This is a genomic window from Mesorhizobium sp. 131-3-5 (genome assembly GCF_016756575.1).
GTDB classification, from domain to species: Bacteria; Pseudomonadota; Alphaproteobacteria; order Rhizobiales; family Rhizobiaceae; genus Mesorhizobium; species Mesorhizobium jarvisii.
On the sequence record NZ_AP023254.1, the window covers coordinates 242829 to 269613 of the forward strand.

23 protein-coding genes are annotated in these 26785 nt (G+C 63.5%); 9 read left to right on the plus strand and 14 right to left on the minus strand.

Annotated features, from left to right (window positions below; genetic code table 11):
* Positions 1 to 20 precede the first annotated feature (20 nt).
* Both JG747_RS01140 and JG747_RS01145 read left to right on the plus strand, forming a co-directional pair.
* Positions 21 to 1928: a propionyl-CoA synthetase gene (locus JG747_RS01140; protein ID WP_202360990.1), complete on the plus strand. Its 1908-nt coding sequence runs from the start codon at positions 21 to 23 to the stop codon at positions 1926 to 1928.
* A 134-nt stretch (positions 1929 to 2062) separates the two neighbouring features.
* Positions 2063 to 3145: an acyltransferase family protein gene (locus tag JG747_RS01145; RefSeq protein WP_202360991.1), complete on the plus strand. Its 1083-nt coding sequence runs from the start codon at positions 2063 to 2065 to the stop codon at positions 3143 to 3145.
* A 59-nt stretch (positions 3146 to 3204) separates the two neighbouring features.
* Here the strand turns inward: JG747_RS01145 and JG747_RS01150 are convergent, their stop codons facing one another.
* From JG747_RS01150 to JG747_RS01175, 6 genes are all read right to left on the minus strand, one after another.
* Positions 3205 to 5592 carry a polysaccharide biosynthesis tyrosine autokinase gene (locus JG747_RS01150; protein WP_019862856.1) on the minus strand — a complete coding sequence of 796 codons (2388 nt, stop codon included), beginning with the start codon at positions 5590 to 5592 and terminating at the stop codon, positions 3205 to 3207.
* A 284-nt stretch (positions 5593 to 5876) separates the two neighbouring features.
* Positions 5877 to 6773 carry a UTP--glucose-1-phosphate uridylyltransferase gene (locus JG747_RS01155; RefSeq protein WP_019862855.1) on the minus strand — a complete coding sequence of 299 codons (897 nt, stop codon included), beginning with the start codon at positions 6771 to 6773 and terminating at the stop codon, positions 5877 to 5879.
* 74 nt (positions 6774 to 6847) lie between these two features.
* A complete protein-coding gene (locus JG747_RS01160) occupies positions 6848 to 7831 on the minus strand; it encodes a glycosyltransferase family 2 protein (RefSeq protein ID WP_064984466.1) in 984 nt (327 codons plus the stop codon).
* The gene (locus JG747_RS01165; RefSeq protein ID WP_064984464.1) at positions 7821 to 8771 is read right to left on the minus strand and encodes a glycosyltransferase; all 951 of its coding nucleotides are present in this window, start codon (positions 8769 to 8771) and stop codon (positions 7821 to 7823) included. Before JG747_RS01165 ends, JG747_RS01160 begins: the two co-directional genes overlap by 11 nt.
* Entirely contained in the window at positions 8771 to 9760 is a 990-nt protein-coding gene (locus JG747_RS01170) for a glycosyltransferase family 2 protein (protein ID WP_064984463.1), read from the minus strand. The genes JG747_RS01165 and JG747_RS01170 overlap by 1 nt, the downstream gene beginning before the upstream one ends.
* A gap of 15 nt (positions 9761 to 9775) precedes the next feature.
* The gene (locus tag JG747_RS01175) at positions 9776 to 10948 is read right to left on the minus strand and encodes a glycosyl transferase family 1 (protein WP_019862851.1); all 1173 of its coding nucleotides are present in this window, start codon (positions 10946 to 10948) and stop codon (positions 9776 to 9778) included.
* Positions 10949 to 11135: 187 nt separating this feature from the next.
* Here JG747_RS01175 and JG747_RS01180 point away from each other — a divergent pair, with 187 nt between their 5' ends.
* Positions 11136 to 12632: a lipopolysaccharide biosynthesis protein gene (locus JG747_RS01180; protein ID WP_202360992.1), complete on the plus strand. Its 1497-nt coding sequence runs from the start codon at positions 11136 to 11138 to the stop codon at positions 12630 to 12632.
* 53 nt (positions 12633 to 12685) lie between these two features.
* Positions 12686 to 13708 (plus strand): phosphoribosyltransferase family protein, encoded by a 1023-nt coding sequence (locus JG747_RS01185; protein WP_202360993.1) that lies wholly within the window; start codon positions 12686 to 12688, stop codon positions 13706 to 13708.
* Between the two features lie 117 nt (positions 13709 to 13825).
* Here JG747_RS01185 and JG747_RS01190 read toward each other — a convergent pair whose 3' ends face one another.
* From JG747_RS01190 to JG747_RS01225, 8 genes are all read right to left on the minus strand, one after another.
* Positions 13826 to 14905 carry a glycosyltransferase gene (locus JG747_RS01190; RefSeq protein ID WP_019862848.1) on the minus strand — a complete coding sequence of 360 codons (1080 nt, stop codon included), beginning with the start codon at positions 14903 to 14905 and terminating at the stop codon, positions 13826 to 13828.
* A 65-nt stretch (positions 14906 to 14970) separates the two neighbouring features.
* Positions 14971 to 15420, minus strand: a complete 450-nt coding sequence (locus tag JG747_RS01195; protein ID WP_038651740.1) for a hypothetical protein — start codon at positions 15418 to 15420, stop codon at positions 14971 to 14973.
* A gap of 13 nt (positions 15421 to 15433) precedes the next feature.
* Entirely contained in the window at positions 15434 to 16876 is a 1443-nt protein-coding gene (locus JG747_RS01200) for a GMC oxidoreductase (protein WP_069090855.1), read from the minus strand.
* A 64-nt stretch (positions 16877 to 16940) separates the two neighbouring features.
* The gene (locus tag JG747_RS01205; protein ID WP_019862845.1) at positions 16941 to 18272 is read right to left on the minus strand and encodes a UDP-glucose dehydrogenase family protein; all 1332 of its coding nucleotides are present in this window, start codon (positions 18270 to 18272) and stop codon (positions 16941 to 16943) included.
* 49 nt (positions 18273 to 18321) lie between these two features.
* The gene (exoK, locus tag JG747_RS01210; RefSeq protein WP_202360994.1) at positions 18322 to 19203 is read right to left on the minus strand and encodes an endo-1,3-1,4-beta-glycanase ExoK; all 882 of its coding nucleotides are present in this window, start codon (positions 19201 to 19203) and stop codon (positions 18322 to 18324) included.
* Positions 19204 to 19357: 154 nt separating this feature from the next.
* Positions 19358 to 19759, minus strand: a complete 402-nt coding sequence (locus JG747_RS01215; protein WP_019862842.1) for a hypothetical protein — start codon at positions 19757 to 19759, stop codon at positions 19358 to 19360.
* Between the two features lie 288 nt (positions 19760 to 20047).
* Positions 20048 to 21070 carry a glycosyltransferase family 2 protein gene (locus JG747_RS01220; RefSeq protein WP_202360995.1) on the minus strand — a complete coding sequence of 341 codons (1023 nt, stop codon included), beginning with the start codon at positions 21068 to 21070 and terminating at the stop codon, positions 20048 to 20050.
* A gap of 64 nt (positions 21071 to 21134) precedes the next feature.
* On the minus strand, positions 21135 to 22259 hold the full coding sequence (locus tag JG747_RS01225; RefSeq protein WP_202360996.1) for a nucleotidyltransferase family protein: 1125 nt from the start codon (positions 22257 to 22259) through the stop codon (positions 21135 to 21137).
* A 517-nt stretch (positions 22260 to 22776) separates the two neighbouring features.
* Here JG747_RS01225 and JG747_RS01230 point away from each other — a divergent pair.
* From JG747_RS01230 to JG747_RS01250, 5 genes are all read left to right on the plus strand, one after another.
* Positions 22777 to 22929 carry a lasso peptide gene (locus JG747_RS01230; RefSeq protein WP_010913078.1) on the plus strand — a complete coding sequence of 51 codons (153 nt, stop codon included), beginning with the start codon at positions 22777 to 22779 and terminating at the stop codon, positions 22927 to 22929.
* A gap of 136 nt (positions 22930 to 23065) precedes the next feature.
* A complete protein-coding gene (locus JG747_RS01235; RefSeq protein ID WP_019862839.1) occupies positions 23066 to 23365 on the plus strand; it encodes a PqqD family protein in 300 nt (99 codons plus the stop codon).
* Between the two features lie 148 nt (positions 23366 to 23513).
* Positions 23514 to 23864, plus strand: coding sequence for a lasso peptide biosynthesis B2 protein (locus tag JG747_RS01240; protein WP_244748313.1), 351 nt, complete (start codon positions 23514 to 23516; stop codon positions 23862 to 23864).
* Positions 23861 to 25783 (plus strand): lasso peptide isopeptide bond-forming cyclase, encoded by a 1923-nt coding sequence (locus JG747_RS01245; RefSeq protein WP_202360998.1) that lies wholly within the window; start codon positions 23861 to 23863, stop codon positions 25781 to 25783. The genes JG747_RS01240 and JG747_RS01245 overlap by 4 nt, the downstream gene beginning before the upstream one ends.
* A complete protein-coding gene (locus JG747_RS01250) occupies positions 25780 to 26781 on the plus strand; it encodes a serine kinase (RefSeq protein WP_202360999.1) in 1002 nt (333 codons plus the stop codon). Before JG747_RS01245 ends, JG747_RS01250 begins: the two co-directional genes overlap by 4 nt.
* Positions 26782 to 26785 lie beyond the last annotated feature (4 nt).

Genomic DNA, 26785 nt, shown 5'->3' on the forward strand with positions numbered 1-26785 from the left:
GGTTTCCTGGGGAGGTACGGATGGCTTCACGCTATCATGAGGTCTATGACGGATGGAAACGCGACCCGGAACAATTCTGGGCGGATGCGGCCGGCGCCATCGACTGGTATTCGCCCTGGGACAAGGTGTTCGACGCCACCGCCGGCGTCTATGGCCGCTGGTTCACCGGCGCGACCTGCAACACCTGCTACAACGCCATCGACCGGCATGTCGCCGGCGGACGCGCCGACCAGATCGCACTGATCCATGACAGCGCCATCACCGGAACGGTGAAAAAATTCACCTACGCCGAACTCAAGCGCGAGGTGGTGGCGCTGACCTCGGTGCTGAAGAACCGGGGCATCGGCAGGGGCGACCGCGTCATCATCTACATGCCGATGGTGGCGGAGGCGGCCATCGCCATGCTCGCCTGCGCCCGCATCGGCGCCGTGCATTCGGTCGTGTTCGGCGGCTTTGCCTCGCATGAACTGGCCACGCGCATCGACGATGCCAAGCCGAAGGTAATCATCTCGGCCTCCTGCGGCCTGGAACCGGGCCGGATCGTCGCCTACAAGCCGCTGCTCGACAAGGCGATCGAGATGTCCCGCCACAAGCCGGACGCCTGCCTGATCCTGCAGCGCGACCAGCTGCGCTGCGAGCTGAAGGAGAATTTCGACATCGACTATGCCGACGCCGTCGCGCGCGAACGGGCGGCCGGCGCCAATGTCGACTGCGTGCCGGTGCTGGCCACCGACCCGCTCTACATCATCTACACATCAGGCACGACCGGCCAGCCCAAGGGCATCGTGCGCGACAATGGCGGCCACATGGTCGCGCTGAAATGGACGATGGAAAACGAGTTCGGCGTCAAGCCGGGCGAAGTGTTCTGGGCAGCGTCCGATGTCGGCTGGGTCGTCGGCCATTCCTACATCGTCTACGGACCGCTGCTGCATGGCAGCACCAGCGTCCTGTTCGAAGGCAAGCCGATCGGCACACCTGATGCCGGCACCTACTGGCGGGTCATCTCGGACCATGGCGTGGTCGCGCTGTTCACCGCGCCGACGGCGTTCCGGGCGATCAAGGGCCAGGATCCCCGGGGTGAGTTCGTTGCCAGATACGATCTGTCGAAATTCCGCACGCTGTTCCTCGCCGGCGAACGCGCCGATCCCGAAACCATCAAATGGGCGGAGCAGAAGCTCAACGTGCCGGTGATCGACCATTGGTGGCAGACCGAGACCGGTTCGCCGATGACCATCAACCCTGCGGGGCTCGGCCTGCTGCCGGTGAAATACGGTTCGCCCGGCGTGCCGATGCCGGGCTACGACATCTGCGTGCTCGACGATGCCGGCCATGAAGTGCCGCGCGGCACGCTCGGCAATGTCGTGGTCAAGCTGCCGCTGCCGGCCGGCTGCCTGCCGACGCTATGGAACGCCGACGCCCGCTTCCGCCAGGCCTATCTCGATGAGTTTCCCGGCTACTACAAGACCGCCGATGCCGGCATGATCGACGAGGACGGCTATCTCTACGTGATGGCCCGCACCGACGACATCATCAATGTTGCCGGCCACCGGCTGTCGACCGGCGCCATGGAAGAGGTACTGGCCGCCCATCCCGATGTCGCCGAATGCGCCGTCGTCGGCATCGCCGATGCGATGAAGGGGCAAATTCCGCTCGGCTTCGTGGTGCTGAACGCCGGTGTCGCTCGCGACGGCGGCACCATCGAGAAGGAGGTCGTGGCGCTGGTGCGCGAGCGAATCGGGCCGGTCGCCGCTTTCAAGACCGTGGTGACGATCAAACGCCTGCCCAAGACGCGGTCGGGAAAGATCCTGCGCGGCACCATGCAGAAGATCGCCGACAAGGAAGAATGGACGATGCCGGCGACCATCGACGACCCGACCATCCTCGACGAGATCACCGCTGCGATGAAGGCGCGCGGGATCGGGATTTGAGGCTGATGCGGCGAGTGGTTTCGCACAGTCTGTCCTTGCCGGTTGGTCAATCCTGATCGGAAAGCAATACTTTTGTTGTGCAATGCAGCAAGCCACCCTACAGTGTCTCGCGGGGGGCCATCCGACGGTGCGGTATGGCTCAGCAAAAAATCACGTTTGGCGGCGTCGACATCCTGCGGTTTCTCGCCGCCGTTCTGGTCATGGTCTACCACTATGGCTTCTGGGTGTGGGCTTATCCCGATGGCATTTCGGCACAAGCCACGGGCGGCATGCCGGCACAGCCTGGCATAGGCGCCTGGGTCGGATCCGGATGGGTCGGCGTCGAGATCTTCTTCGTCATCAGCGGTTTCGTCATCGCCTTCAGCGCCGAGAAGTCGACGCCGCTGCGGTTCTTCGAGGCCAGGGTGAAGCGACTGGCGCCGGCGGTCTGGATCTGCGCACCGGTCACCGCCGTGCTGCTTCTCGCCATCGGCCTGAGCTGGCCGACCGATGCTGTGGTCAGGCTGGTCCGCACCGGCCTGTTCGCGCCCTATGGTCCCTGGGTGGACAGCGTCTACTGGACACTCGGCATCGAGATCGCCTTCTACGCCATCGTCTGGATCCTGCTGCGGCTTGGTCGCTTCGATCTGATGGAGCCGGTCGCCATCGTCATCGGCCTGGTCAGCACGCTGTTCTGGTGCCTCTATTATCCGCTCGGCTGGGCCGACTTCGCCGAGACGCGGCTGCTGCAGCTCACTTTGGTGCATCACGGCTGCTTCTTCGCCGTCGGCGTGCTGCTGTGGCTGATCCGGTTCAAGGCGCCGACGGTGCCTCGCCTCGGCTTCTGCCTGCTGTTCCTCGGCGGGGGCGTGCTGCAGATCGCCAGTTCAGTCGACGTCCACAGCATCAAGGTCAATGCCGTGATGCCCTATGCACCGCCGATCCTGATCTTCCTCGTCGCGATCGCGCTTATGGCGTGGTCGCTGCGGCTCGACCTCAGCTGGAGCGGCTGGCGCCGGATCGGCCTGATGACCTATCCGCTCTACCTGATCCACGACGTCGTCGGCGCGGCGATGCTCGGGGCGATGGTCCGTGCCGGAGTGCCTTATCTCCTGTCGATGGCAGTGGTCGGTGCGACGATGATCGCGGCAAGCTGGCTTGTGGCAACGGAAGCCGAACCGCGCATAAGGCTGCTGCTCGACCACACCGTCTTCCGTTACCGGCTCAAGGCCGCGTAGCCAAGGCCGTCACCAGCCGTGATGACACGGCTGGCCTCACCAGAGACGGTGGACCGATATCAGACCGTCGCCTTGCTGCGCACTTCGGACTTGTCGAGATAGTAGCTCGAATATTTGTCGAAGAATTTTTCCGACGCGCCGAACGATCCGTATTTGGCGAGCTTCTTCAGGTCGACCTTGTTCAGCACCGCGCCGACGATCTTGTTGGCGACATAGGGTTCGGATTCCAGCATCGACCTGACCATGGCGCGCGGCGTGCGGCCCCATTCGGTGACCAGCACGAAGCCGTCGACCAGCGGCGCGAAGGCCTTGGCATCGACCACCGGCCCGAGCGGCGGCAGGTCGACGACGATGTATTCGAACGTCTCCTTGGCGTTCTCGATGAAGCGCCGCATTCCGGCCGAGGACAACAGCTCGCTGGTGTGCGAGAAGTTGCCGCGCAGCACGGCGGGGATGATGGCGAGCTTGGTCTGCCGGTCGATCTTGCCGACCGATTGCCAGGTCTGGCCGTTGACCACGGCTTCCATGAGACCCTGCTCGGCCTCCATGCCGAGGCTGCGGCTGAGGCCCGGATTGCGCAGGTCACCGTCGATGAGCAGCGTCCTGGCGCCGTTGGCGGCGAGCAGCCCGGCGAGATTGGCCGCGACCGTCGACTTTCCTTCACCGGGAAGCACCGAGATGACGCCGACGACTCGGCTGCCCTGTCCTTCCATCACGACATCGAAGGCGATCTTGGCGCTGCGCAGCGTTTCGGAGAACATCGATGCCGGCGCGTCGATGCTCACCCGCATGCGCGCCCGCCTTTCGATGGCCGCCGGCGACCTCGCTGTCTTGGCATCCGGTAGAGCGTCGGTCTGCTTGTCGTCCTTGGCGGGCCTGCTGCCTATGGTCGGCAGATAGCCGAGGAATTTGAGGCCGACACGGTCGCGCACTTCTTCGCCGGTCCGGAAGAACCGCTCGTTGAACTCGTTGAGGCCGCCGAAGCCGGCGCCCATCAGCACGCCGAGCACGAGCGAAAGTCCGAGCACGACGACGGTGCGCGGGCTCGAGGCCGAGAGCGGCGTCGAGGCGTCCGAGATGATGCGGATCTTGCCGACCGGGAAGGATTGCTGCTGCGCGGCTTCCTCATAGCGGCCGAGGAACGTCTGATAGAGCGTGGTGAGCGCCGTCGCCTTCTGGTCGAGGTCGCGCAACTGGACCTGCGACTGGTTGTCGATGGAGCTCTTGCCTTGAGCGGCGGCAACATTGGCCCTGAGCGCGGTCTCGCGCGCCAGCGCCACCTCATACTCGTTGCGATAGCTTTCGGTGAGCTGCTTGAGCTCGCCGAAAATCTGCTTCGATATGTCGGCCTTTTCCTTGGCTAGCGCCACGGCCTGCGGATGGTCGGGACCAAAATTCGCCTCGACATCCTGCTGGCGCTTGGCGACGGTGAGGTAGCGGGTCTTGAGCGCTGAAATGACCGAGCTGCTCGGCTGATCGCTCGAAATGGCGGCATCCTTGAAGGCATTGTCCGAGCCGCTGTCGACGATCGACTTGTACTGCTGGTAGCGGGCGCTGGCGCGCGCCGTGTCGGCCTGCGCCACGATGAGCTGGGCGTTGAGGTCGGCAAGCTGCTTGTCGCTCATCAGCTGACCATCGCTGTTGGCGGACAAGCCGTGTTCTGCCCTGAACTTCTCGACAGCCAGCGATGCCTGCTGCGAGCTTTCGCGCAGTTCCGTCAGCCGGCCCTGCAGCCAGACCGCCGCGCGCTCGGTCGCGTCGAAGCTGGCATCGAGCTGATCGGCAAGATAGGCGTCGGCATAGGCCTTGGTGATCGCTTTCGCCAGGCCCGGATCGGTCGCCTGATAGCCAAGCGCGATGACGTAGCTTCGTCCGACACGATCCGCCTGGATCTCGTTCTGCAACTTGAGGATCGCATAGTCGCGGCTCGACGTGGCGATCAGCGCATCGCGGGTGGCGGGGTCGAGCTTGCTGATGTCACCCATGCCCGGGATAGGCGGGCTAGGGCGGACATACTGGATCAGGCCGCGGATCAGGCCGACGCCTTGGGCAAGCGCGGACTGCGGCGGGTTCATGAAAGCATCGTTCTGGGCGAGCTTGAGCTTGTCGACGACCACCGCCGCGAGCCGCGTCGAGGTCAGGATCTCGATCTGGCTCAGAATGGCGGAATCGGTCTGCATGGTCGTCGACGCCGCCGAAATATCGTCGACGATCTTGTTCAGGCCCTCGTCGATCAAGACGCTCGAAACCGACACATATTTAGGCGGCGTTGTCTGCAGATAGAGCATGCCCAGGAAAAGACCGATGGCGGCGCACACGGCAACCACCTTGGCCTGCCGCGCAGCCATGCCAAGCAGCCGCTCGATATCGATGAAGTCTTCGCCGTTTCCTGCGTCCGAATTCGGCAATGGCATCCTCTTGTCGAGAGGAAAATTGGCATAATTCATCGTCGGTCCAATCCCAGAGCCCGTTGCGTTCCCGACCATCGGGTTGAGGCTCTATCTCTTTGTTTGGGCATGATCTTTTCCGAAAACTTCCGGGATCACGACCTGTCTCAGTTCTAAGCATGACCTTTCCGGAAACCGGGAGCCACTTTCCGGGATCATGCTTGGGCTTGCAGCGCCTCAACGATCGGGAGCATTGCCAAAAGCAACGCAAGCTTCATGCCAGACGACGGGGCCTGTCGGCCTCTCGCCGCCGGCCATCCGGCAATACTCCCGAAAGATGGGCATTATGCGGCTTCTTCCTGGCGTTCATGCGACCGGACGAACTCCTGAAGCATCTCGAAAACCGGGCCCTTCATGTCGTTGCGCGCCAGCGCGAAGGCGATGTTGGCCTGGATGAAGCCTTCCTTGGATCCGCAGTCGAACATGCGGCCCAGGAAAGGCTGAGCAAAGAACGGCTGATCCTTCGACAGCCGGACCATTGCGTCCGTCAGCTGGATCTCGTTGCCGGCGCCACGCTGCTGATTGCCCAGCAGCGCAAAGATCTCGGGCTGCAGGATGTAGCGGCCGTTGATGTAGAAGTTCGACGGCGCGTTGGCCGGGGCAGGCTTCTCGACCATGGCCGTGACCTCGAAACCGCCGCCGATTTCGGCGCCGCGGCCGACAATGCCGTATTTGTTGGTCTCGCTCGGATCGCAGCGTTCGACGGCGATGACGTTGCCGCCGGTGCGCTCATAGAGGTCGACGGTTTCGGCCAGACAGCCGCGCCCGCCGAAGGAGACCATGTCTGGCAAAAGCAAAGCGAAGGGCTCATTGCCGATCACCTCGCGGGCGCACCAGACGGCGTGGCCGAGGCCTTGCGGGGATTGCTGGCGGATGAAGGAGGTGGCGCCGGCCACCGGCAGCATGCTTTCGAGCGCCTCCAGCTGGGTCTTCTTGCCGGTCTGCTCCAGGGTTCCGATCAATTCCGGATGCAGGTCGAAATAGTCCTCGATGACCGCCTTGTTGCGGCCGGTCACGAACACGATGTGCTCGATGCCGGCTTCGAAGGCCTCGTCCACCGCATATTGCACGACAGGCCTGTCGACCACCGGAAGCATTTCCTTCGGCATCGATTTGGTCGCCGGCAGGAACCGTGTTCCAAGCCCCGCCACCGGTATCACGGCCTTCCTGATTTTCTTCATCGCAAATTCCTTCTGAGGAGATCGACTTCAGTCCATTCACAGGCCACGAAAAATCCCTCCATGTGCCTGCATCTTCACCTCCCCGCCCCCACGGCAAATTGTGCCGCTACTCGTCGCAACCGCACGGCGATCGGCATGCCCATATGCCTGACCGCCGCCGGGTCGCTGAGCGCCGTCCGGATCGCCTTGAGCGGGGACCGCGCCTTGATGTGCTGGACCATTGCCAGGAAGGAGGCTGCCTTGCGCAGGCTGCGGCCGCGCCGGGCAAAGGCCGCCTGGGCCGCCTTGTCCATCCGATGGGTTTGAGCGAATACGGCATCCGCCTTGCGCATCGCTTCTACATGGTGAAGCTCGAGCACACGCGAGATGGAACCGCTGCGAATATGGTAGGCGTAGCCGATCTCAGGCTCGACCACGCATCTGCCGCCCTTGGCGAGCGCCTCGGCAAACAGGATGTAATCCTCGCCGATCCTCAGTTTCTCGTCATAGCGAAGCCGGTTTTCGTCCAGGAACCGGCGCTGGAAGATCGGCTTGAGGTAGCCGAGGTTGAACTTCGATTCGAAGACCACGTTGCCGGCGATGTAGGTGGCCAGCGAAATCTCGCTCAGGCCTTCCAGATACCGCCTTGGGAACATCGCATCCTCCACGACACCGTCCTCGCGGATGACCTGGAGATTGTCGACGGCGATCTGGGCACCCGCTTTTTCGGCGCGGCCGATCATGGCGGCGATGCGACCGGGGAAGACGGCATCGTCGGAATCGAGAACCGCGACCCATCTGCCGCGGGCGACGTCGAGCCCGGCATTCCGGGCGCCGCCGGGACCGCGATTCCTGGCGAGCGCGACGACGCGCACAATGTCCTGCGGGTAGGCCCGCGCCACATCGAGCGTGGCGTCGCGCGACTGGTCGTCGACGACGATGATCTCGACGCTGACGCCCTTCTGCGCGATGGCGCTGGCAATCGCGCGGTCGAGCGTCGCCTCGGCATTGTAGGCGGCGATGACAAAGGAAACATCGGGGACTGAAACATCGGAGGTTGGGGAAACGTCAGGCTGCACGCTTGCCTCCTTCCCCAGGTGACGACTGACCGTAGAGGCGCAGTTCGCGGACGCCGACAAGGCCGCTGACGACGCCGACATGCATGATGCCGCGCAGCACGCTGCGGTTCCTGCGCACCGGGCTGGCGACCACGGGAAGGGCCGCGGCGAAACAATAGGCCGCCTTTGCCGCGGCAAGGCCGACATGCTTGATCAACCCGATGCCGCGCGCATTGCTGCCCAACAGGTGACCATGCGTCTGACCGACACGGAAGCGACGGCGGCCGAGCCAGTCGAACGCGGCCCTTGAGCGCGGCACCACCTCGTCCACCCAGGCCTCTTGAGCGAAGGCGATGCGGCCGCCGGCCTTGACCATCTGATCGAAGAGTTCGGTGTCCTCGCCTCCGGTCTGGCCGCGCGCCAGGCTGAAGCGACGGCCGCGCAGGCTGTCCGACCGCATGCGCAGCAGGACGTTGCAGGTGTAGCCGGTGCGGATCTCGCCGCGCACCCAGACCGGCAAGGTCGAGTGGAAGTCGCCGCGCCGCATCCATTCGGGCGCATCAGGGCGGTAGAGCGCCCGCACCGGGCCGAGCACCGCCGTTGCACCACTCTCCTCGGCCGTCGCCACCAGCTCGGCCAGCCAACGGGCGGAGGCAGTCTCATCGTCGTCGATGAAGGCGAGGAAATCCGCCTCGCTGGCATCGAGGCAAGCGTTGCGGGCGACCGAGATGTTGCGCGCCGGGGCATGCCGGTAGCGGATCGGCAGCGCCAATTCCTGCGACAGCGCCGTCACCAATGCCTGCGCGCTCGGCGTGTCGTCATTGTCGGCGACAATGACGCTGATATCGAAGCCCTCAGGCATGTCCATGGCGGCGAGCGAGCGCAGCGTGTCGGCCAGTTCCGGCCGGCGGAACGTGCACACGCCGATGTCGATGCTGCGGTTCTTGGCCTGAGCCACCATCACGCCACCCCGCGTCGCGCGCCGAGGCCGAGAAGCTGCAGCCAGAAGCCGACGGACCAGCCGAAATGCATGACCATGGCCGAGACGCCCGCCAGCGCGATGTCGGCATTGCGCTGGCGAATGGCCGTCACCAGGCCGTAGCCGAGGCAGACCGAAGCCCAGACCAGCAGCGGCACAGCCGCGATCCAGTGCACGAAAGAGAAGGCCGCCAGAAGAACCACCGGAAGGACCGCCAGCGGCACCATCTGCCGGACCTTCGGGATGACGCGGTGCTTCAGCACATTCTTGGCGCGGCCGCGGCCATAGCCGAGATACTGGAAATAGAGACCTTTGAGCGAGGCGCGCGGATAGTAGACCATCTGCGTCTTGCCGCTCATCCAGATGCTGTAGCCGGCCTGCCGCAGCCGGTAGTCGAGCTCGGCATCCTCATTGTGGCTGAAGGTCTCGTCATAGCCGCCGACAGCACCGAAGGCCGATATCCGCATCAGCGCGTGATGGCCGTGGTCGACCCATTCTCCAGCGGAGAGGTGACGATGCTTGGAACCACCGGTGCCGAGTTTCGAATTCTGCGCCGCCGCGACCGATTTCTGCACGGCGCCGCTGCCGCTGGTCAGCATCGAAACCACGACCGAATCGGCTGATGTGGCCAGCGCCTCCTCGAGCAGCCGGTCGCAATAATCGTCGGGATAGCCGCCATGCGCGTCGATGCGGATGAGATATTCCGCACCTTCGCCAAAAGTGCCGACGGCGAGATTGATCGCCGCGCTCTGGATGCGCCGCTTGTTGTGAAGCAGGACAACGCGCGGGTCCTTGGCGGCGATCTGCTCGACAATGGCCAGCGTGCCGTCCGTGCTGCCGCCATCGGCAACGACGATCCGGGCGCCAAGCCTTGCCGCCGCCGGGCAAAGCTGGCCGAGAAGCGCACTGATATGGGCTGCCTCGTTCAGGCAAGGGATCACGATCAGGCTGGAGGGAAGCGCTTGCGTCATCGGGCGATGTTCATCCTATGCCAGGGCTTCAGTCGCGAGGGGCTCGCGCACGGTGGTCAGGCGGCGCAGCTTTTCGACCAGCGCGCTGCAGTCGCTGCGATCGTAGCTCCACGTCCTCGGATTGCGGGCAAGCACGCGCGCCTTCAGTCTGCCGAAGCGCTGCTCCTCCATCGTGCCGAGCGCAGTTTCGAGCGCCTCGGGCGTCGCCTTGGGCAACAGGATGCCGATGTCCTGCTGGCTGAGGAACCGTCCGGTTTCCGTATGGCCCATAGCGATCGGCACCGCCCCGAAACGGCAGCCTTCATAGAGACGGTTGGGCAGCAGCCACTCCGAATTCTGCCCCTCCTCGAAGAAATCGATCGCCCAGGAGAAATGCACGTCCTGGTAGATCGCCGCCATGTCCTCCGGATTGCGGTAAGGTCCACGAAACGACAGATAAGGCTCGGCATCGACGAAGGCGTGGAAATCCGGGAATTCGGAGAGCGCCGGACGGCCGCGCAGCACGATTTCGAAACGTCCGTCCATGCGGTGGGTGAAATCAGCCAGAAGCTTGAGCGAGCGCCGGCAGCGCAGTGCTCCGAACCAGCCGATTCGCCAGGGCGGGGCGGCAGGCGCTTCGACTGTTTCACGCTCGCCGGGCAGGATCGCCGCTGCCTCGAAATATTTGTTCTCGATCAGCTCGACGGGGGCGGCAACCTGGCGGAAGGGCTTGAAATAATTGGCGATGAAGGCGGGCGAACTGGTCACCAGCAACTTCACGTCGCGCGCCAGATGGCGCTCGGTGGCGCGCAGCGCCTTGCCGAAGATGTCGTCGCGAAGCACCAGGCGGTGGATGTCGAGGCATTCATAGACAATCGGCACCGTGGCGCCGAAGGCCGACCTGGCGCGGCGCGCCAGCGCCAGCATTTCCAGATTGCGCGCGATGATGAGATCGGGCCGCGGCGCGCCCTTCAGCTTCGCGCCTATCGAAACCGTCGCTTTCGCGACCGCCGCCAGGCGCTGGGCGAATCGGCCGTCGCGCGTCGCCCCAAGGTCGACCGGCTGCAATCCTTCGATATCGGCAATCGGGGTTGCGGTGCGGCGAAAGCCCGCCAGAGTGACCCGGGCGCCGCCTGTCCTGAGCATTGTGATCCGTCGGCGAACCGCCGGATCGGAAACATCGTGCACCAGGTACAAGACATGCAGCATGAAAACTCGACCGCTGTTTGACCCCACCCAAAGGGATGCTAGTACAGCTCTTGCTGCATCGCAACATTTTTGGCGCGGTAATGGACATTTTCTGTTGCACTGCAAAATTATTGCCGTAGTTTGGGGATGGCGGCGGTCGTGGATTTTCAGGGTTCGGAAATCCGCGCAAAAATCAGGAATCCTGAATTTGGAAGCCAACCCATTCGATCCGCCGGAAGGCTCGCTGCGTAAATCGGTCGGGCGCGGCGCGGTGGTGACCGCCATGTCGCAATCGGTGCGGGTCGCGACACAGATCATATCCGTCATCGTGCTGTCGCGGCTCTTGTCGCCGCAGGATTTCGGCGTCGTGGCGATGTGCGCGCCCGTGCTGGCCTTCATCGCGCTGTTCCAGGATTTCGGCCTGACCCAGGCGACGATCCAGAAATCGGGCATCCGCCATGAGGAGGTGAACTACCTCTTCTGGATCAATGTCGCGGTCAGCGCCATCCTGGCCTGCGTGCTCGCGGGTGCGGCACCGTTGGTCGCGGCCTTCTATGGCGAGCCGCGCGTGGCCGGGCTGGTCGCCGCGTTCGGGCTGCAAATCATGGCTTATGGGCTCGGCGCCCAGCATCTGGCGCTTTTGACACGACGCATGCAGTTCGGGCGCCTGGCGATCATCGACGTCGCCAGCGCGGTTGCCGGGCTGATTGTGTCGATTGCCTGGACCTTCATCGACCGCTCCTACTGGGCGCTGTTTGCCGGCACGCTGACCGGCGCGGTGCTGCCGACGCTGTGCTACTGGGCAAGCTCGCGCTGGCGGCCCGGCCTGCCGCGCAAGGTCGCCGGCATCGGCGAGCTGATACATTTCGGCGCCGGCATCACCGGCTTCAACTTCGCCAATTTCTTTGCCCGCAACCTCGACAATGTGCTGATCGGCAAATACTGGGGCGAGCAGCAACTCGGCCTCTACGACCGCGCCTACAAGCTGCTTCTGTTCCCGCTCAGCCAGATCACCAATCCGCTGTCGAAGGTCATGGTGCCGGCGCTGTCCAGGCTGAAGGATGAGCCGGACCGCTACCGCAGCGCCTATCTGCGCGTCATGCCGCTGATCCTTTTGGTGGCGCTGCCCGGCGTCGCCTTCGCCACCGCGATGTCGGATGTGCTGATCCCCTTCGTGCTCGGCGAACAGTGGCGCGCAAGCGCCTCGATCTTCCTGGCGCTCGGCTTTGCCGGGCTGCTGCAGCCGCTCAACAACCCGGCGGGCTGGCTTTTCGTCAGCCAGGGCCGCTCCGGCGACTTCATGCGCTGGGGCATCATCACCGCCGTGACCTCGGTGCTCGCCTTCGCGCTCGGCCTGCCCTATGGCGCGCTCGGCGTGGCGATCGCCTATGCGGTCAGCGAATATCTGCGCACGCCGTTCCTGTGGCTCTATGTCGGCAAGAGCGGACCGCTGCGGGCCAGCCATGTGCTGCGCGCGGCAACGCCGTTCGTGCTCGGCGCGCATCTGGCACTGGCGGCGGTCTGGCTGATCAAGCCGATGCTGCCGCAGCAGCATGTCGTCGCCCTGGCCAGCGGTGCCATGCTTGCCTACCTCATCACCGTTGTCGTCGCGCTGGCCTTCGCATCCGGCCGCGAGGCCTTGCGCGAGGCCCTGAAAATGCTGCCGGCAAGACGGCCGGCGGCAATGCCGCGCGAGGCGCAATAATTTCGGCACCTTTGCCGGCTACCCAATATCCACACGAACATCAGGTCTGATCCATGCACTACCGATCGATCTCCGACATGAACGACACGATTGTCGGCAACCTTCACCGGCTGCCGCGCGACATCGACCTTGTGGTCGGCGTGCCCAGAAGCGGCGTGCTGGCGGGGACGCTGGTCAGCCTTGCGGCGAACATTCCGATGACCGATCTGGATTCCTTCCTGGAAGGCCGGGTCTATACGTCAGGCATCACCAAGCGGCGCGCCGCACTCGACCGCAAGGTCTCGGACATGCGCAAGGTGCTTGTGATCGACGACAGCATCGCCGGCGGCAACGCCATGCGCGATGCCCGTGCCCGTATCGAGGCTGCCGGCATCGAGGGTGATTTCATCTATGCCGCAGTATTCGGCCTGGAGCCGAAGCATCGGGAAACCGACGTCGTCTTCGAAGTGGTGCCGCATCCGCGCATGTTCCAGTGGAATTTCATGCATCACAAATTCCTAGCGCAATGCTGCGTCGACATAGACGGCGTGCTGTGCCTCGATCCGACCGAGGCGGAAAACGACGATGGTCCGGCCTATGAGAAATTCCTCAGCGAAGCGCGGCCGCTGCATGCCCCGACCCACAGGATCGGCTGGCTGGTCACCAGCCGGCTGGAGAAATACCGCGCGCTGACCGAGGCGTGGCTGGCCAAGAACGGGATCCTGTACGACCAGCTGATCATGCTCGACCTGCCGAGCAAGGCGGAGCGTCAGCGGCTCGGCGCGCATGGCAGTTTCAAGGCCGATTTCTACCGCAAGTCCAACGCCATCCTGTTCATCGAAAGCGAACATGCGCAGGCGCTGAAGATCACGGAGCTGTCAGGCAAGCCGGTGCTGTGTGTCGAGACCCATATGGTGAGCTTTCCCGACGCACTGTCGCTGCCGGCGCTCGGCCAGGCGGCGCGCAACCTGCCGGCCAGGTTGCGGCAGATCAACTCGCAGCAAAGCCGCAAGGGCGCCGCCAAGGCCCTGGCCCGCGCCCTGCTTGGCGCCCGCGGCTATGAAACGCTGAAAAGCCGGGTCAAGCGCCCGGCCTGATCGGCTGGCTTGCTGAGTGCTGGCTAGAGCGTTTAACCGTTTCACAGAAACGGCGAACCGCTCTATCCTATTGTTTTAACGCAATTCCGGACGGAAAACACTTTTCCTGGAATTGCTCTAAGCGGCCTGCAGCGCGCGCTGCCGCACCGCCCTGTCCAGTATCGAGAAGAAGGTGACGAACTGCCGATCGGGATCGAGCTCCGGACGCGCCGCGAAGCCGCGCGCGAGGTTTGAAACCCGCTCATATTCCTTGTTGTCGTTCCACAGCTGCCTGACGGCCGCGACCCAGTCGATGAGCGGAGCGTCATAGTCGAGCACCGTGCCGCCGGGGCCGATGGCTTCGGGCAGACCGCCGCGCCGGGAACCGACGACGGGGATGCCGCTGCAATGGGCTTCGGACGCGACGCGGCCCCAGGCCTCCTCCCATTTCGAGGGCGCGAGCAGGATCCTGGTGCGGCCATAGATCGTCTTCATGTCGTTGGTGCGGCTCTCCAGCGTGACATTGCCGAGCGGCGCGATCGTCTCCTCGATGCGCGCGCGATGGTCGTCCTCCAGCTTCCAGCTTTCAACGAACAGGAACGGGATTTCCGGGCAGGCGCCGGCAATGCGCACCGCCAGCTCGAAGCCCTTCTCCTCATAGGGATTGATCAGGGTGACGAACTGGCCCGTGGTCGGCGTGCTGTACTGCGTCGGGTTGATGGTCGGCGGAATGACCGTCGCCTCGATGCCGAATTCCCTCTTGTAGCTGCGCGCGGTGAACTCCGAATTGGCGATGTAGAGCGCGGAACCCAACTCGCGCAAATCGCCGCCCAGCTCATGGAACTCGACATTTCTGAGATAGACCACCAGCGGCACGCCCTCGGCCTGCAGGGCTTTGCCGAGCGGAACCGATTTGTGGCACTGGACCACCGTCACATCCGGCTTCAGTTTCTTGACGGCAAACCCTGCCGCCTCCCAGGGAAACCATGTCCTTATCACCGGGTAACCGGGAAAGCTGTCGACGACCGCCGGTTGCCGCATGAGCTTCATCTTGGCGCGCGCCTTGAAGCCGAACATGCCGTCGCCGAACAGGGCGCAGAGCACCGACGCTTCATGGCCATGTTCGATCAGCTGCTGCACCAGATGATGCGTGCTGGATTGGACGCCGCCACCGAACTCGGGCGGATAGCCGTTGCCGCTGGCAAAGAGGACTTTCATGATCCTGGCTCCTGGTCTTTCGCGTTTCAGTCATGCGGCCGATCAACGGCCGCGTCGAAGGCGCCTCAAGCGCTCTGTGGCGGATCAAGCGTCGCGAACGGATTGGTGCATGAGTTCCATCCGGTGAACCGGATCGGATCGTCAGGCGAACTGCGCCAGGCGTAGTCCGTCAGCATATGGAATTCGGCGATGACCCAGCGGTCGAAATGTATCAGATCTTCCCGCTTCTCCTGGGGCAGCAGACGGCGGGCGGCGCCCAGTTTGAGCTCCTCGACCAGAGTGACTGCGTCGCTAAGTTTCTCGCTCGGAAAGATCCAGGGGTTGCGGTTGCGGAACTCCAGCACGAACTGCTGCAGATGCTCGATGCGCATATTCAGCCTGCCGAGGTATTTTTCCAGCGTGACGCGAACCAGATCCTCGTCCGAAAACGAGGAGACGGCGGCATAGGCAACGCCCGTCGAGGCAACGCCACCCGCCAGGATGGCCAGTGCGGAGCGCCGTGTGACTTCGATCATCGGCCCGCTCCTCTCACGCGATCCGGCTCGCCGCCCGCAGGGACAAAGCCGCCGCGGTCAGGCTTGGATTGGCGCAGGAGCAGCTCGGATAGGTGCTGGTGCCGACGACAACCAGGTTTCTCAACCGGTGATGGATCATGTTGCTGTCGATCACCGAATCAGCGGGGCCGGTACCCATCCTCAGTGTGCCCTGGACATGCGATTCCGTTGGCCGGATGCCGCGGTCGAAGAGCCGTTCGACCGGCAGCGGGGCAAGCAGTGCCGGTAATTTGTCCAGCGCCCGGGCCATGCCCTTGACCGCATAGTCCGACGGCGCCTTGAAGGAGACGAAGGCATTGTCGTCCTCGTCGAGGGTGACGAAATTCTCGTGATCGAGCAGGTTTTCCGTGACCACGACCAACGGCAGCGCCTGCCGCAGACGTCCCTTCTCGGCGCGCATCCCGTGCTGCCAGCGGTTCTCGAAATAGACCAGCGCCGCCGCGTGCTCGGACCGGTGCGGACCGTCATAGAGGCCGAAATTCAGTCCGGTGGTGATGGTGCTGCCGTCGAAATTGTCGACGCCGTCGAGATAGACCTCGAAATTCCAGCCATAGGATTCATGCAGGCCGCGCCCGACGAATTCGTCTCCCAGCCCCGAGCGCAGCATGATCGCCGCGCTCTGGATGGCGTTGGCGCCGAGAATGAAGAGGTCGCCGCTGACCTGATACTCCTTGCCGTCATGAACGAAGGTGACCGAACGGACCGTGCCGCCGACCTGATCAAGCCGCCGCACTTCCGCGCCGAGGCAGACCGAAACGTCAGGATGCTCGAAGACATGCATCAGGCCATTGTTGGCGGTGAATTTCGCGTCGACCGGGCACAGCCAGCAGCGCAGATTGGCGCAGCACGAGGTGCGCTGCGCGGTCGGCACTCGGGCGCGGGCGGTCGGCATAACGAAATGCTGGTCGGGCTGGGCCGCCTTCATCATCTTGTCCGGCGTCGACATGCGATGCGGCGGTTGCGGAAACGGTTTCGATCGCGGCAGCATCGCCGCCATGTCGGGATCGCCGGAGATCGACATGATCTCTTCGGCATCGCAGTAGAACGGCTCGACATCGTCATAGCTGATCGGCCAGTCATTGCCGATGCCATAGGTGCTTTTCAGCCTGAAGTCATTGGGATGGAACCTCGGCGTCTGGGCGAACCAGCAGTTGGTCCCGCCACCCAGTCCGATCGTGTAGTTCCACGGCTTGTCGGAGTTGGTCTTGTAGGTCGTCTCGTCGTCGATGTCGGTGTTGGCGTTCTGGCCGAGCTGCCATTCATGCGTGTTGTGCCGACCCCATTCCAGGATCAGGATGCGCGCCTTACGCCGCTTGGCGAATTCGTGCAGGAAGAAGGCCGAACCGAAACCGGAACCGATCGCGATGAGATCGAAATGATCCTTGGTGATTTGCTCTGGCTTTACGTCCAGCACCATCAGCCGCAACTCCTTTCCGCGCCGTGCGCGTGTGCGAAATTCCGCTTGCTTCCCACGCTCGCCCTCATGCCGCCATTCTGCCGATCGAGTGATATTCGATGCCGTGGCGCGCCACGACCTTGGGGTCATAGAGGTTGCGGCCGTCGAAGATGACCGGCGTGGTCAGCGCGTCCTTCAACGCATCGAAGGACGGGGCGCGAAAGCTCTTCCATTCAGTGGCGATGAGCAGCGCATCGGCGCCGCGCAGGGCCGCTTCCTTGGTGCCGCAGAGCAGCAGGTCGTCGCGCAGGCCGTAAATGGCCTGGCATTCCTGCATCGCCTCGGGATCGTAAGCCTGTACGGTCGCGCCGGCCTTCCACAGCGCTTCCATCAGGACTCGCGCCGGCGCCTCGCGCATATCGTCGGTGTTGGGTTTGAAAGCCAGGCCCCACAGCGCAAAGGTCTTGCCCTTGAGATTGCCCTTGAAATAGCGGTTCACCTTGTCGAACAGCACGGATTTCTGGTCATTGTTGCGCTCCTCGACGGCGCGCAGCAGCTTGGCATCGAACTTGACGCCCTCGGCGGTCTTGATCAGGGCGCGGACGTCCTTGGGAAAGCATGAGCCGCCATAGCCGAGACCGGGATAGATGAAGTGGTAGCCGATGCGCGGATCGCTGCCGATGCCCTTGCGCACCTCCTCGATGTCGGCGCCGAGCTGCTCGGCCAGATTGGCCATCTCGTTCATGAAGCTGATCTTGGTGGCCAGCATGCAGTTGGCGGCGTATTTCGTGAATTCGGCGCTGCGCACATCCATCACGATCATCTTTTCGTGGTTGCGGTTGAAGGGCGCGTAGAGCTCGCGCATCACCGCCTCGGTCCCCTCGCTCGAGGTGCCGACGATGATGCGGTCGGGCTTCATGCAGTCGGCGACGGCCGAGCCTTCCTTGAGGAACTCGGGATTGGAGGCGACGTCGAAGGCAAGATCCTCACGCCCTCTCTTCTTCAGCGTTTCGGCGATCCTGGCTTTCACCTTTTCACAGGTGCCGACCGGCACGGTCGACTTGCCGACGACGATCTTGGCGCTATCCATCTCGCGGCCGATGGTCTCGGCGACGGCCAGAACATATTTGAGGTCGGCCGAGCCGTCCTCGCCGGGCGGCGTTCCGACCGCGATCATCTGGATTTCACCGTGCCGGACGGCGGCGGCGGCATCGGTGGTGAATTTGATGCGGCCGGCGGCATGATTCTCCCTGACGATGGTTTCGAGGCCTGGCTCGAAGATCGGCACGAAGCCCTGGTTGAGGCGCTCCACCTTGCCTTCGTCGATGTCGACGCAAACCACCTGGTGGCCAACCTCGGCAAGCACCGCCGCCTGCACGAGGCCGACATAGCCAATTCCAAACACCGTCAAGTTCATTCGGTTTCATTCCCATCCATGGCCGCGACCCGTTCTCGGTCCGGCCGGTTCAATTCGTCTTTCCCAACTCTTTTACGCTGCATACGAGCGATTCCGGAAACTGGCATGGCTGGCCGAGCGCGGTGAAGGCAACGCGTTCGACCTGCAGCGAAAGCTTGCGGCCCGGATCCGCGAAGGCGCCCATCCAACCCTTCATGGTGTCGCTGCCCCAAAGGCTGAAGAAGATCTTCTGCGCATGGCTGGGCAGCTTCGCCGGGTCGGTGATGGTGTTCACCAGCTGGCCGTTGACGTACCAGCGCAAACTGTCCTTCTCCCAGACGAAGGCGTAGTCGTTGAAGCCCTTGTCCGTGCCGCCCGGCACCTCGACCAGCTTCTCGTTCTTGCCCTTGCCGTCGATATAGGCGTTGACCTGCACCTTGGAGGTGTCCTTGGTCAGGATCTCGAAGTCGATCTCGTCCCAGGGCTGCTTGTCCGACGGGCCGATATAGGTGAAGAAGGCCGCGTTGAGGCCGGAGCCGGTGTCGGTCTTCAGCCGTGCCTCATAGGTGCCGTAGCCGAAGCGCTGCTTGGTCTGGATCTCGCCGCAGGCGAACTCGCGATCCTTCAGCTTCTGTTTTTCGAAGCCAAGCGACAGCACACCGTCTGAAAGCTCCACCAGCCCCTTCGACCAGGTGCAATTCTGATGACTGCCATTGCTCCAGCCATCGGACACATACCAGCGCGACTTGTCGAAGCTCTTGAAATCATCGACGAAAGAGGGAGCGGACTGGATATCCTGCGCATGGGAGGGAGCCGCAAAGAGGCTGCCGAGAGCAGCCAGCAGCAACCCGCCGATCAAGCCCAACCGCCGCAGGTCGGCTTGCCGGGTCTGATGCGCGACGGAGGTTGCGTCAATTGCTGACGTGGACGTGGTTTTCGGATCCAAATTCATACCAAACTCACCTTTGTGCTGTGCGTCCCCAACCCAAAGTCGACGTTTGAACCGCTTCCAAACGGGCCAACCTTGGCCTCCTCTTCGGCCCTCCCGAAATCCTCTCCTGTCTGCATCATACCTTCGAAGCTTGCATCATGCCTTTGAAGTAGTCTCACGCCCGGCCGGCGCCCGCGGGCCTGGCGAAATCGGCCGCGTCGGCCGAATCGGACTCCCCAGCCGCGTCGAAGACCATATTCAGCGAATGACGCAGCTCTTTCATCAGGCCGTCCTGGCGCGACAAGGCGGCGATGCGGCGCTCGCAATTCAGGATCGATTGCGTCAGCGCGCTGACTTCGGATGAGCGCCTCTGCGAAGCGGAGCCGTTTTCCATGGCTTCGACAAGAAAGGCCGCATTGGTCGCCGTCTTGCGGTAGCGGCTCTCCAGGCCGGTTTTCTCGGCCTCGATCTCGGCGGCGATCTGCTCGAACAGTTTCGCCAGCCGGTCGTGGCGCGCTATGTCGGCCTGCCGGTCGCGGGCAGGATCCCTTGATCTGAAGCCAAATATCGAGGCCATGGGCTTAAATTCCTGTTATCGCCGGCTTGCCTGCCGACCACTGGCCGATCCCCGCAAGCGGGGCTGAAAAGCTCGTACCGCATTGTCCAGCTCCTTTTGACCGGAGAGACGTCGGACCAATCCGATCGGGGGCCAGTTCGGTTGGTCATTCAATTTGCTGCACCGCAACATAGACTGCCATCGTCGGAGCCGTGAGGCAACCACCCAATTCGTAAACTCTTAAATCCAGTGGAAATGGTTTGCGCCGTGCGAATGCTGTTTGACGGATGAAGCGAGCATTCCCGCCCCTTACCGCTCCTTGCCCGCACTGGTCCCGGCCATCAGGAAACGCAGCGGCGGCACGCGCTTTTGCCCGGACACAAGGCCAACGCGCCGAAACAGTGCCTCCAGCTTGTCGGAGGCCACGCCCTGGACGATGGGGACCAGGTTGGATTGACTTGCAAAGGCGTAGGCCGCGGCCGAAGCCAGCCCGCGCTCGGCCTTCACGTCGAGGAAATTGCGCAGCCGGTATTTGTCGCGCACATGCCGCTCGTGCCGCCGCAGCACCGCCTTGGAGCCTTCCGGCAGGCTGTCTATCGCCAGCAGCGCCAGATCGGCGTCGGCCAACCGCTTCAGGTCCTGCGTCTTGTGGCGGCCGCTGAGCGAATCAGCGCGTACGATGGCGCCGTAGCCGCAGGAACGGATGACCTTGAACCGCGCGCCGTGGGCGACCGCGCGGGCGTAGAGCTCGTAATCCTCGCCCAGCCGCAGGCTTTCGTCGTAGCGCAATCGGTGCCGGTCGAGGAAGGCGCGGCTGATCACCGGCTTCAAGAAGCCAAGCTCGCCTCTCTGCACGCGGCGCCTGGAGATGTTGCCTTCGACGAAGCGCTCGAAGTCGAGGAATTCCGGATCGGCGGCAAAATCCGGGGCGACGATCTTGGTCGCGTCGCTCGTCGCATCATCCCTGATGAGCATGATGTTGTCGGCCGCGAAATCCCAGTCGGCGGCGGCAAACAGGTTGCGGAACCGGCCCTCGAGGAAGAAGTCGTCGGCATCCAGAATGCTGATGAACGGCGCTTTCGAGCCGGCGATCGCGGCATTGCGAGCGAAGGAGGGGCCACGATTGACGTCGAGGCGCATGACCCTGAGCCGGCCGCTGCCGTCGTCGGCGGCGCGGGCGACCTCGGTCGTGTTGTCGGTGGAGCCGTCGTCAACGACGACGACCTCCGCCACCTCGGATTCGCGCAATGCGGACGCGATGGCGACCGCGATCGTGCGTGCCGCATTTTTGGCCGCGATGATCACGCAGACCTCTGATTTCGTCATCGACATGGGTTAGCCTCTTGCACAGGTTCCGATTTGCCCTCGCCCTGTACGTATTGCGACGCCACCGCCATCACGGGCTGGCCGGCCGCTCGAAGATGCGGCGACTGAGATCCGCCGACGCTGCCCAGCCGGCCTCGGCCAGGTAGCGCACGGGAGCCCTGCCGCACAATTCCCACAACACCGTTCGCCGCTGCGGCCACCGCAAGGACGACAGCCATGGCGCGATGACCATGTTGAGCAGGTCATCATTGCCGATGCGCGACAAGATCGGCTTGGCCCGCTCCGACAGAAGCGTGCCGGTGGCGCCCAGCAGTACATCGGCGGCGCGCAGGCCGAGCAGCAACGTGTCGTCCAGCCCCTGGCTTACCGCTGCATCCAGCACACGCTGCTGATCGGCCTCGCCAAGACGGTTGGCGCTGGCCCTGATATCGCAGACATAGCCGGCACAGGGTTCGTGGTTGAACAGGGCCTTGGCGACGCTGATGCAGGACAGCATCAGCGTGTCGGCGGCCGACGTGAAGGGCACTTCGGTGCCGGTGATCTCGACCAGCCGCTTGCGCCGCAGGAAGCCGTCGGCATCGCGCGGGCTGGGCGAACCGGGCTGCTGGAGGCGATAATGAAGGTCGACCGTGGACGGCCCGTTGCCACGGATCATGTGCTGTTCGCCAAGGAAGCGAACCCACCAGACGGAGCGTGACTTGCCTGAGACCTCATAGCCGATCGAGCGCAGCGCATCGCGTGCTTTCGAGAATCCGGCCGGGGAAACCAGGATGTCGACATCGCCCGAAGGCTTCATGAAATGGTCGTCATAGAGCAGATGCTGCTGGAAGGGACCTTTGAGAAAGACGAAATCGATCTGCCTGTCGCGCAGCGCCGTATGGATCGTCATCGAATCCATGAGACAGGCGGCGTTCATCGAAACCGTCCGCCTACGATAGGCGTCGAGCCATTGGAAAAGCTCGGCGGGCCTTTCGCTGGCCGGGGCGCGCGACAGCGCTTTCAAAACGAAGGTGGCGACCTTGTTCAGCCTGGCGATATCGGCGACGGCGGTGGCGGAAAGGCTCGGCGTCGACACATCGCCGGCCGCAGCCGCCGCGCCTGAGAAATACAACCGCAGGCAGGCCTGCACATAGCCAATCTCGTCGGCACAGTCGGCTGCGCGCAGTCGTTCATAGGAACTTTCCGGCAAGGCCATTGAGCGCATAGTCTCCAAAATGCGGTTTGCACGACGTTTATGCTGCAGGTGCGAAACAAAGCATCCTCAAAAAGCTCGACGCCGTAAAGTCTTTCCTTTCACGGCGCGAAATTTTGCAACCAGAGCGTTTGCCGCCGTTTCTCGAGCAGCGCAACATACGGCTGAAATCCCGACCCAATCGAGGCGGCTTCAGCTGATCATCGACACCGGCTGGCTAACAAGAATTCATCTTTTTAGCCATGCCTAAAAAAGCGCCACCGCCATGAACTTTTTATGCAAGCAAATTCAATTGCTTAAATAATAGCCCGTGCTGAAGGCAGACTGCACCGAGCTTCAGCTCGACAGCGGCCGAATCTTGAGCATTCCGCACACGCATGGTGACGCCCGCAACCCGTAATTGATTAACCAGAAGTAAATCAGGCTTGACTCATAAATGTTGCTATGCAGCTATTGCATCGCAGCATGAAAGTGCTGACGGCACTCGACAGGCCGTTTCCAGTCCTCATTGGAGAGTAAAATGGAACAGAATGTTGAAAAGCATGAGTACGAAACGCCAAGCCTGACGGTACATGGTTCGATCGAAACCATTACCCAGGGCGGTGGCGGCAGCACGGCAATCGACGCGTCGTTTCCGGCGCACACCCCGATTGGCGATCTGACGTTCTCCTGAGACCAGCTTGGTTCTGGAGGAGTGACGTTGGGCCTCCAGGATTGAAGACCGTAAATGGAGCCGGGGATGAAAATCCCCGACTTTCCGCTTTTGAACTGACGACGCGTAGACCGTGTGTTGCTAACGAGGTTTTGGCATGAACTGGAACCCATCCGAGCACGATTGCGTAAGTGCCACCGGGGATGCGGTGGCCTGTGAATTCGGCGATGGCCTCGCGCTTCTCAACCTGAAATCCAATATCTATTACAGCCTCAACAGCGTCGGCGCGTTCATCTGGGAGCAAATCCAGGAGCCGAAGTCGATCGCCGATATCCGCAGCGCCGTGCTTGCGCGCTACAATGTCGACGCCGAGCGCTGCAAGGCTGACGTCGACGCCTTGCTTAGGGGCTTCGCCGAAAACGGACTTGCGAGGCTGCACAATGAGGCACTTGTCTAGGCAGGTTCCGCAAAAGGCCATGATCTCGCGGCGGAGACCTGCGACGGACCAGAGACCGAGGCCTGCCAACCGCCGGCCCGGCCGGGGATCGGCCAGGGTCCTGTCCCTGAGTGGCCCGGAAGCACTTTTCCTCTGCCATTGCCTGCTGGTGGTCGCGACCGTCCGGCTGGGGCTGACCTTGTTCTCCTACAACCGTGTTCGCGGCATGGTGACCCGACTCAACGCGCGCCAGTGCGCCAGCATGGGCGAGTTGCGGCTCGTCGCCTGGGGGGTTGCCGCTGCCGCACGGTTCGTTCCGCGCGCTACCTGCCTTACCCAGGCGCTTTCGGGCCAATACATTCTCGCGCGCCAGGGCAATGCCTCCAACATCCGCATCGGCATCGAACGCGGCACGGGCGAGCAGTTGAAGGCGCATGCCTGGCTGGTCAGCGACAACCATGTCGTGCTTGGCGGCTCCGTCGATGGTTTCGCGCATCTGGTCGACCACGGCAGCCGATGAGCGGCGTCGCCGGAATCCTGCTGCGACAGGACCCCGCGCCGGTGGACGCGGCAAGCGACATCCAGCGGATGCTGGCCCGCATGCGCCATCGCGGGCCCGACGGAAACTCCTGGTGGCTGGACAGCGGCATCGCGCTCGGCCACGCCTGGCTCAACACCACGGATGAAGCCGGTCCCGGCCCGCTGACGATGGCAGGCGGCAAGCTCGCCATCACCGCCGATTGCCGGCTGGACAATCGCGACGAGCTGATGGCGAGGCTTGGCATACGCGACAGGTCGGTTGCGGACGCCGTATTGCTGATGCGGGCCTATCTGCGCTGGGGCGAAGCCAGCCCCGCGCACCTGCAGGGCGATTTCGCCTTTGCCATCTGGGATGCCGAGCGGCAGCTTTTGTTCTGCGCGCGCGACCATTTCGGGGTCAAGCCATTCTACTATCACGCCGCGGACCGGCGCTTTGCCTTTGCCTCGGAGATCGGGCCTATGCTTGGGCTTGACGGGGTCGGCGTGCGCATCAGCGAGCACCGCATTTCGGGATTTCTGGCCGGGCTTCCGGACGACCCGCAATCCACCCCCTACAGCGATATCTTCAGCCTGCCGGCGCGCCACAGCCTAACTGTCACCGCGCAGCAGGTGGTGCTGCACCGATACTGGCAGATCGAGCCGTCGGCACGACCGCCGCGGTCGGATGCGGCGGAGGAATTCGCGCATCTGTTTTCGCAATCGGTGCGCAACCGCATGCGCGGAAGCCGGTCGGTCGGCGCGATGCTGAGCGGCGGTCTCGATTCCTCCTCGATCGCCTGTGTCGCCGGCCTGCAGAACGCCGCCGAGCGGAAACCCAGGCTGCCGACCTTTTCGCTGGTTTTCGAGAAGGGCTCTTCGATGGACGAACGGGTCTTCATCGATGCCGTGCTCGATCAGCAGAAGACCGATCCGACACTGATCCCTGTCGGCAATTATGCGCCCTTCGCCGAGTTCGAGCGGGTGCTGGAGGAACAGGAGGGCACCTTCCTGGCGCCGGGCCTGACGCTGACCCGCGGCATTTACCGGACGGCGGGCGCAAAAGGCATCAAGGTGCTGCTCGACGGCCATGGCGGCGACGAGGTTGTCTCACAGGGACACGGCCATCTGCACGAGCTTGCCAATGGCGGAAGGTGGCTGGACCTTTGGCGCGAGGTTCGCAGCGCCTCCGACACTTATGGCGACAGCACGCTCGGCCTCTATTTCCAGTTCCTGACCCTTTACGGACCGGCCTGGCGCATCGCCAAGGCGAGACAGCTGGCGAACCGTGCCCTGAACAGGATACGCAAGCCCACGCAAATGCAGCGCGGCCGCAGCTGGCGCGACCTGATCAATCCGGACCTGGCCAGGCGGACCGAACTCATCGACCGCTTCCATCGGGCCGGCTACATGCCGCCCGGCGTCCAGGCCAGCGACGCGCTCAGCCATCGCTGGATCCTGTCCAACGGCTATGTGCCGCACTCTTTCGAAGTGCTCGACAAGGCCGCGGCCAATTTCGGCGTCGAGCCGCGCTATCCGTTCTGGGACAAGCCGCTGGTCGAATTCTGCCTGGCGCTGCCAGGCGAGGAGAAACTCAGCCACGGCTTTGGCCGCTACGTGTTGCGACGGGCCATGGAGGGCATCCTGCCGGCGGCGGTGCAGTGGCGGCGCGACAAGATCGATTTCACCGCCAATCTCGTCAACGGCATGGTGCGCAACCACCGCGACCTCCTGGAACAGCTGCTGGTTTCGGATGCCGGCCGTATCGCGCCCTATGTCAACCTGCCGCAGGTGAGCGCCGCCTATGCGCGGCTGCTGCGCCAGCCCGATCAGGCAGCGCCGCTGGATGTCCAGTATGTCTGGCGTTCGGCCTCGCTGTCGCTGTGGCTGCGGCAGGTCCAGCACAGCGGGAGACACGCATGACGCCTCCCAACCAGCCGCTCGCCACATATCTTGACGATCCTCCTTCCGATGGCCAGACGATGCGGGAGCGGCGCTACTACCGGGCCTATGGCCTGACCGTGGCGTCCGACGTGGCGCTGCCCGAGCTGGAGCCGGCCGAGCCGGCTGCGGCGGATATACTGATCGCCATCGGCACGATCGACATGCCGAAGCCTTCGTCCGAGGCCGCGACGATCTTCCGCTTCGAGCCGGACCGGCAATATCTGGCTTGGCATGCCGTCGGCTCCTTCCTGATCAGCAATGCCAGCCGCATTGATATCGAGCCGGCGCCCGGCGTCGATGACGCCCTGCTTGCCTTTCCACTGCTCGGGCCGGTGATGGCGCTGCTGCTGCACCAGCGTGGCCTGCTCGTCCTGCATGCCAGCGCCATCGCGGTGGCCGGCAGGGGCGCCATCTTCATGGGCGACAAGGGTGCCGGCAAATCGACCACGGCAAGCGCGCTGATCCGGGCCGGTCATCATCTGCTTACCGACGATGTCGTGGCGCTGCATCTCGCCAGACCGGACGCGCCGATGATCGTTCCGGGCTTTCCCCAGATCAAGCTTGCCGCCGACGCGGCGGCCGCGATCTCGCTTGGCCAGGCGGAGGTGCGGCCGCAAGTGCATCCGGCGATCGAGAAGATGCAGCATCGCCTGCATGGCGCTTTCGCCGGTGGCATGGTCCCGGCAACCAGGATCTATGTCCTCGAGCGCGGCGCGAAGGCCGCGATTATGCCCTTGCCTGGCATTGCTGCCCTGCCGGCGATCATCAAGTTCTCCTATGTGACGCGGTTCGGCCGCGCGGCGCTCTCCGGCGATTTCGCGGCACTTCATCTTCGCCAATGTTCAGCAATGGCTAACCATGTCGGCGTGTTTCGGCTGGAAGTTCCGACCGGCCTCGACAGGATTGGCGAGGCCGTCGAGCTGATTGAAACCGACTTGGCGGCCCAGGGTTTGGCGGCCGTCCGTCGGCAGCGGTGAGCGC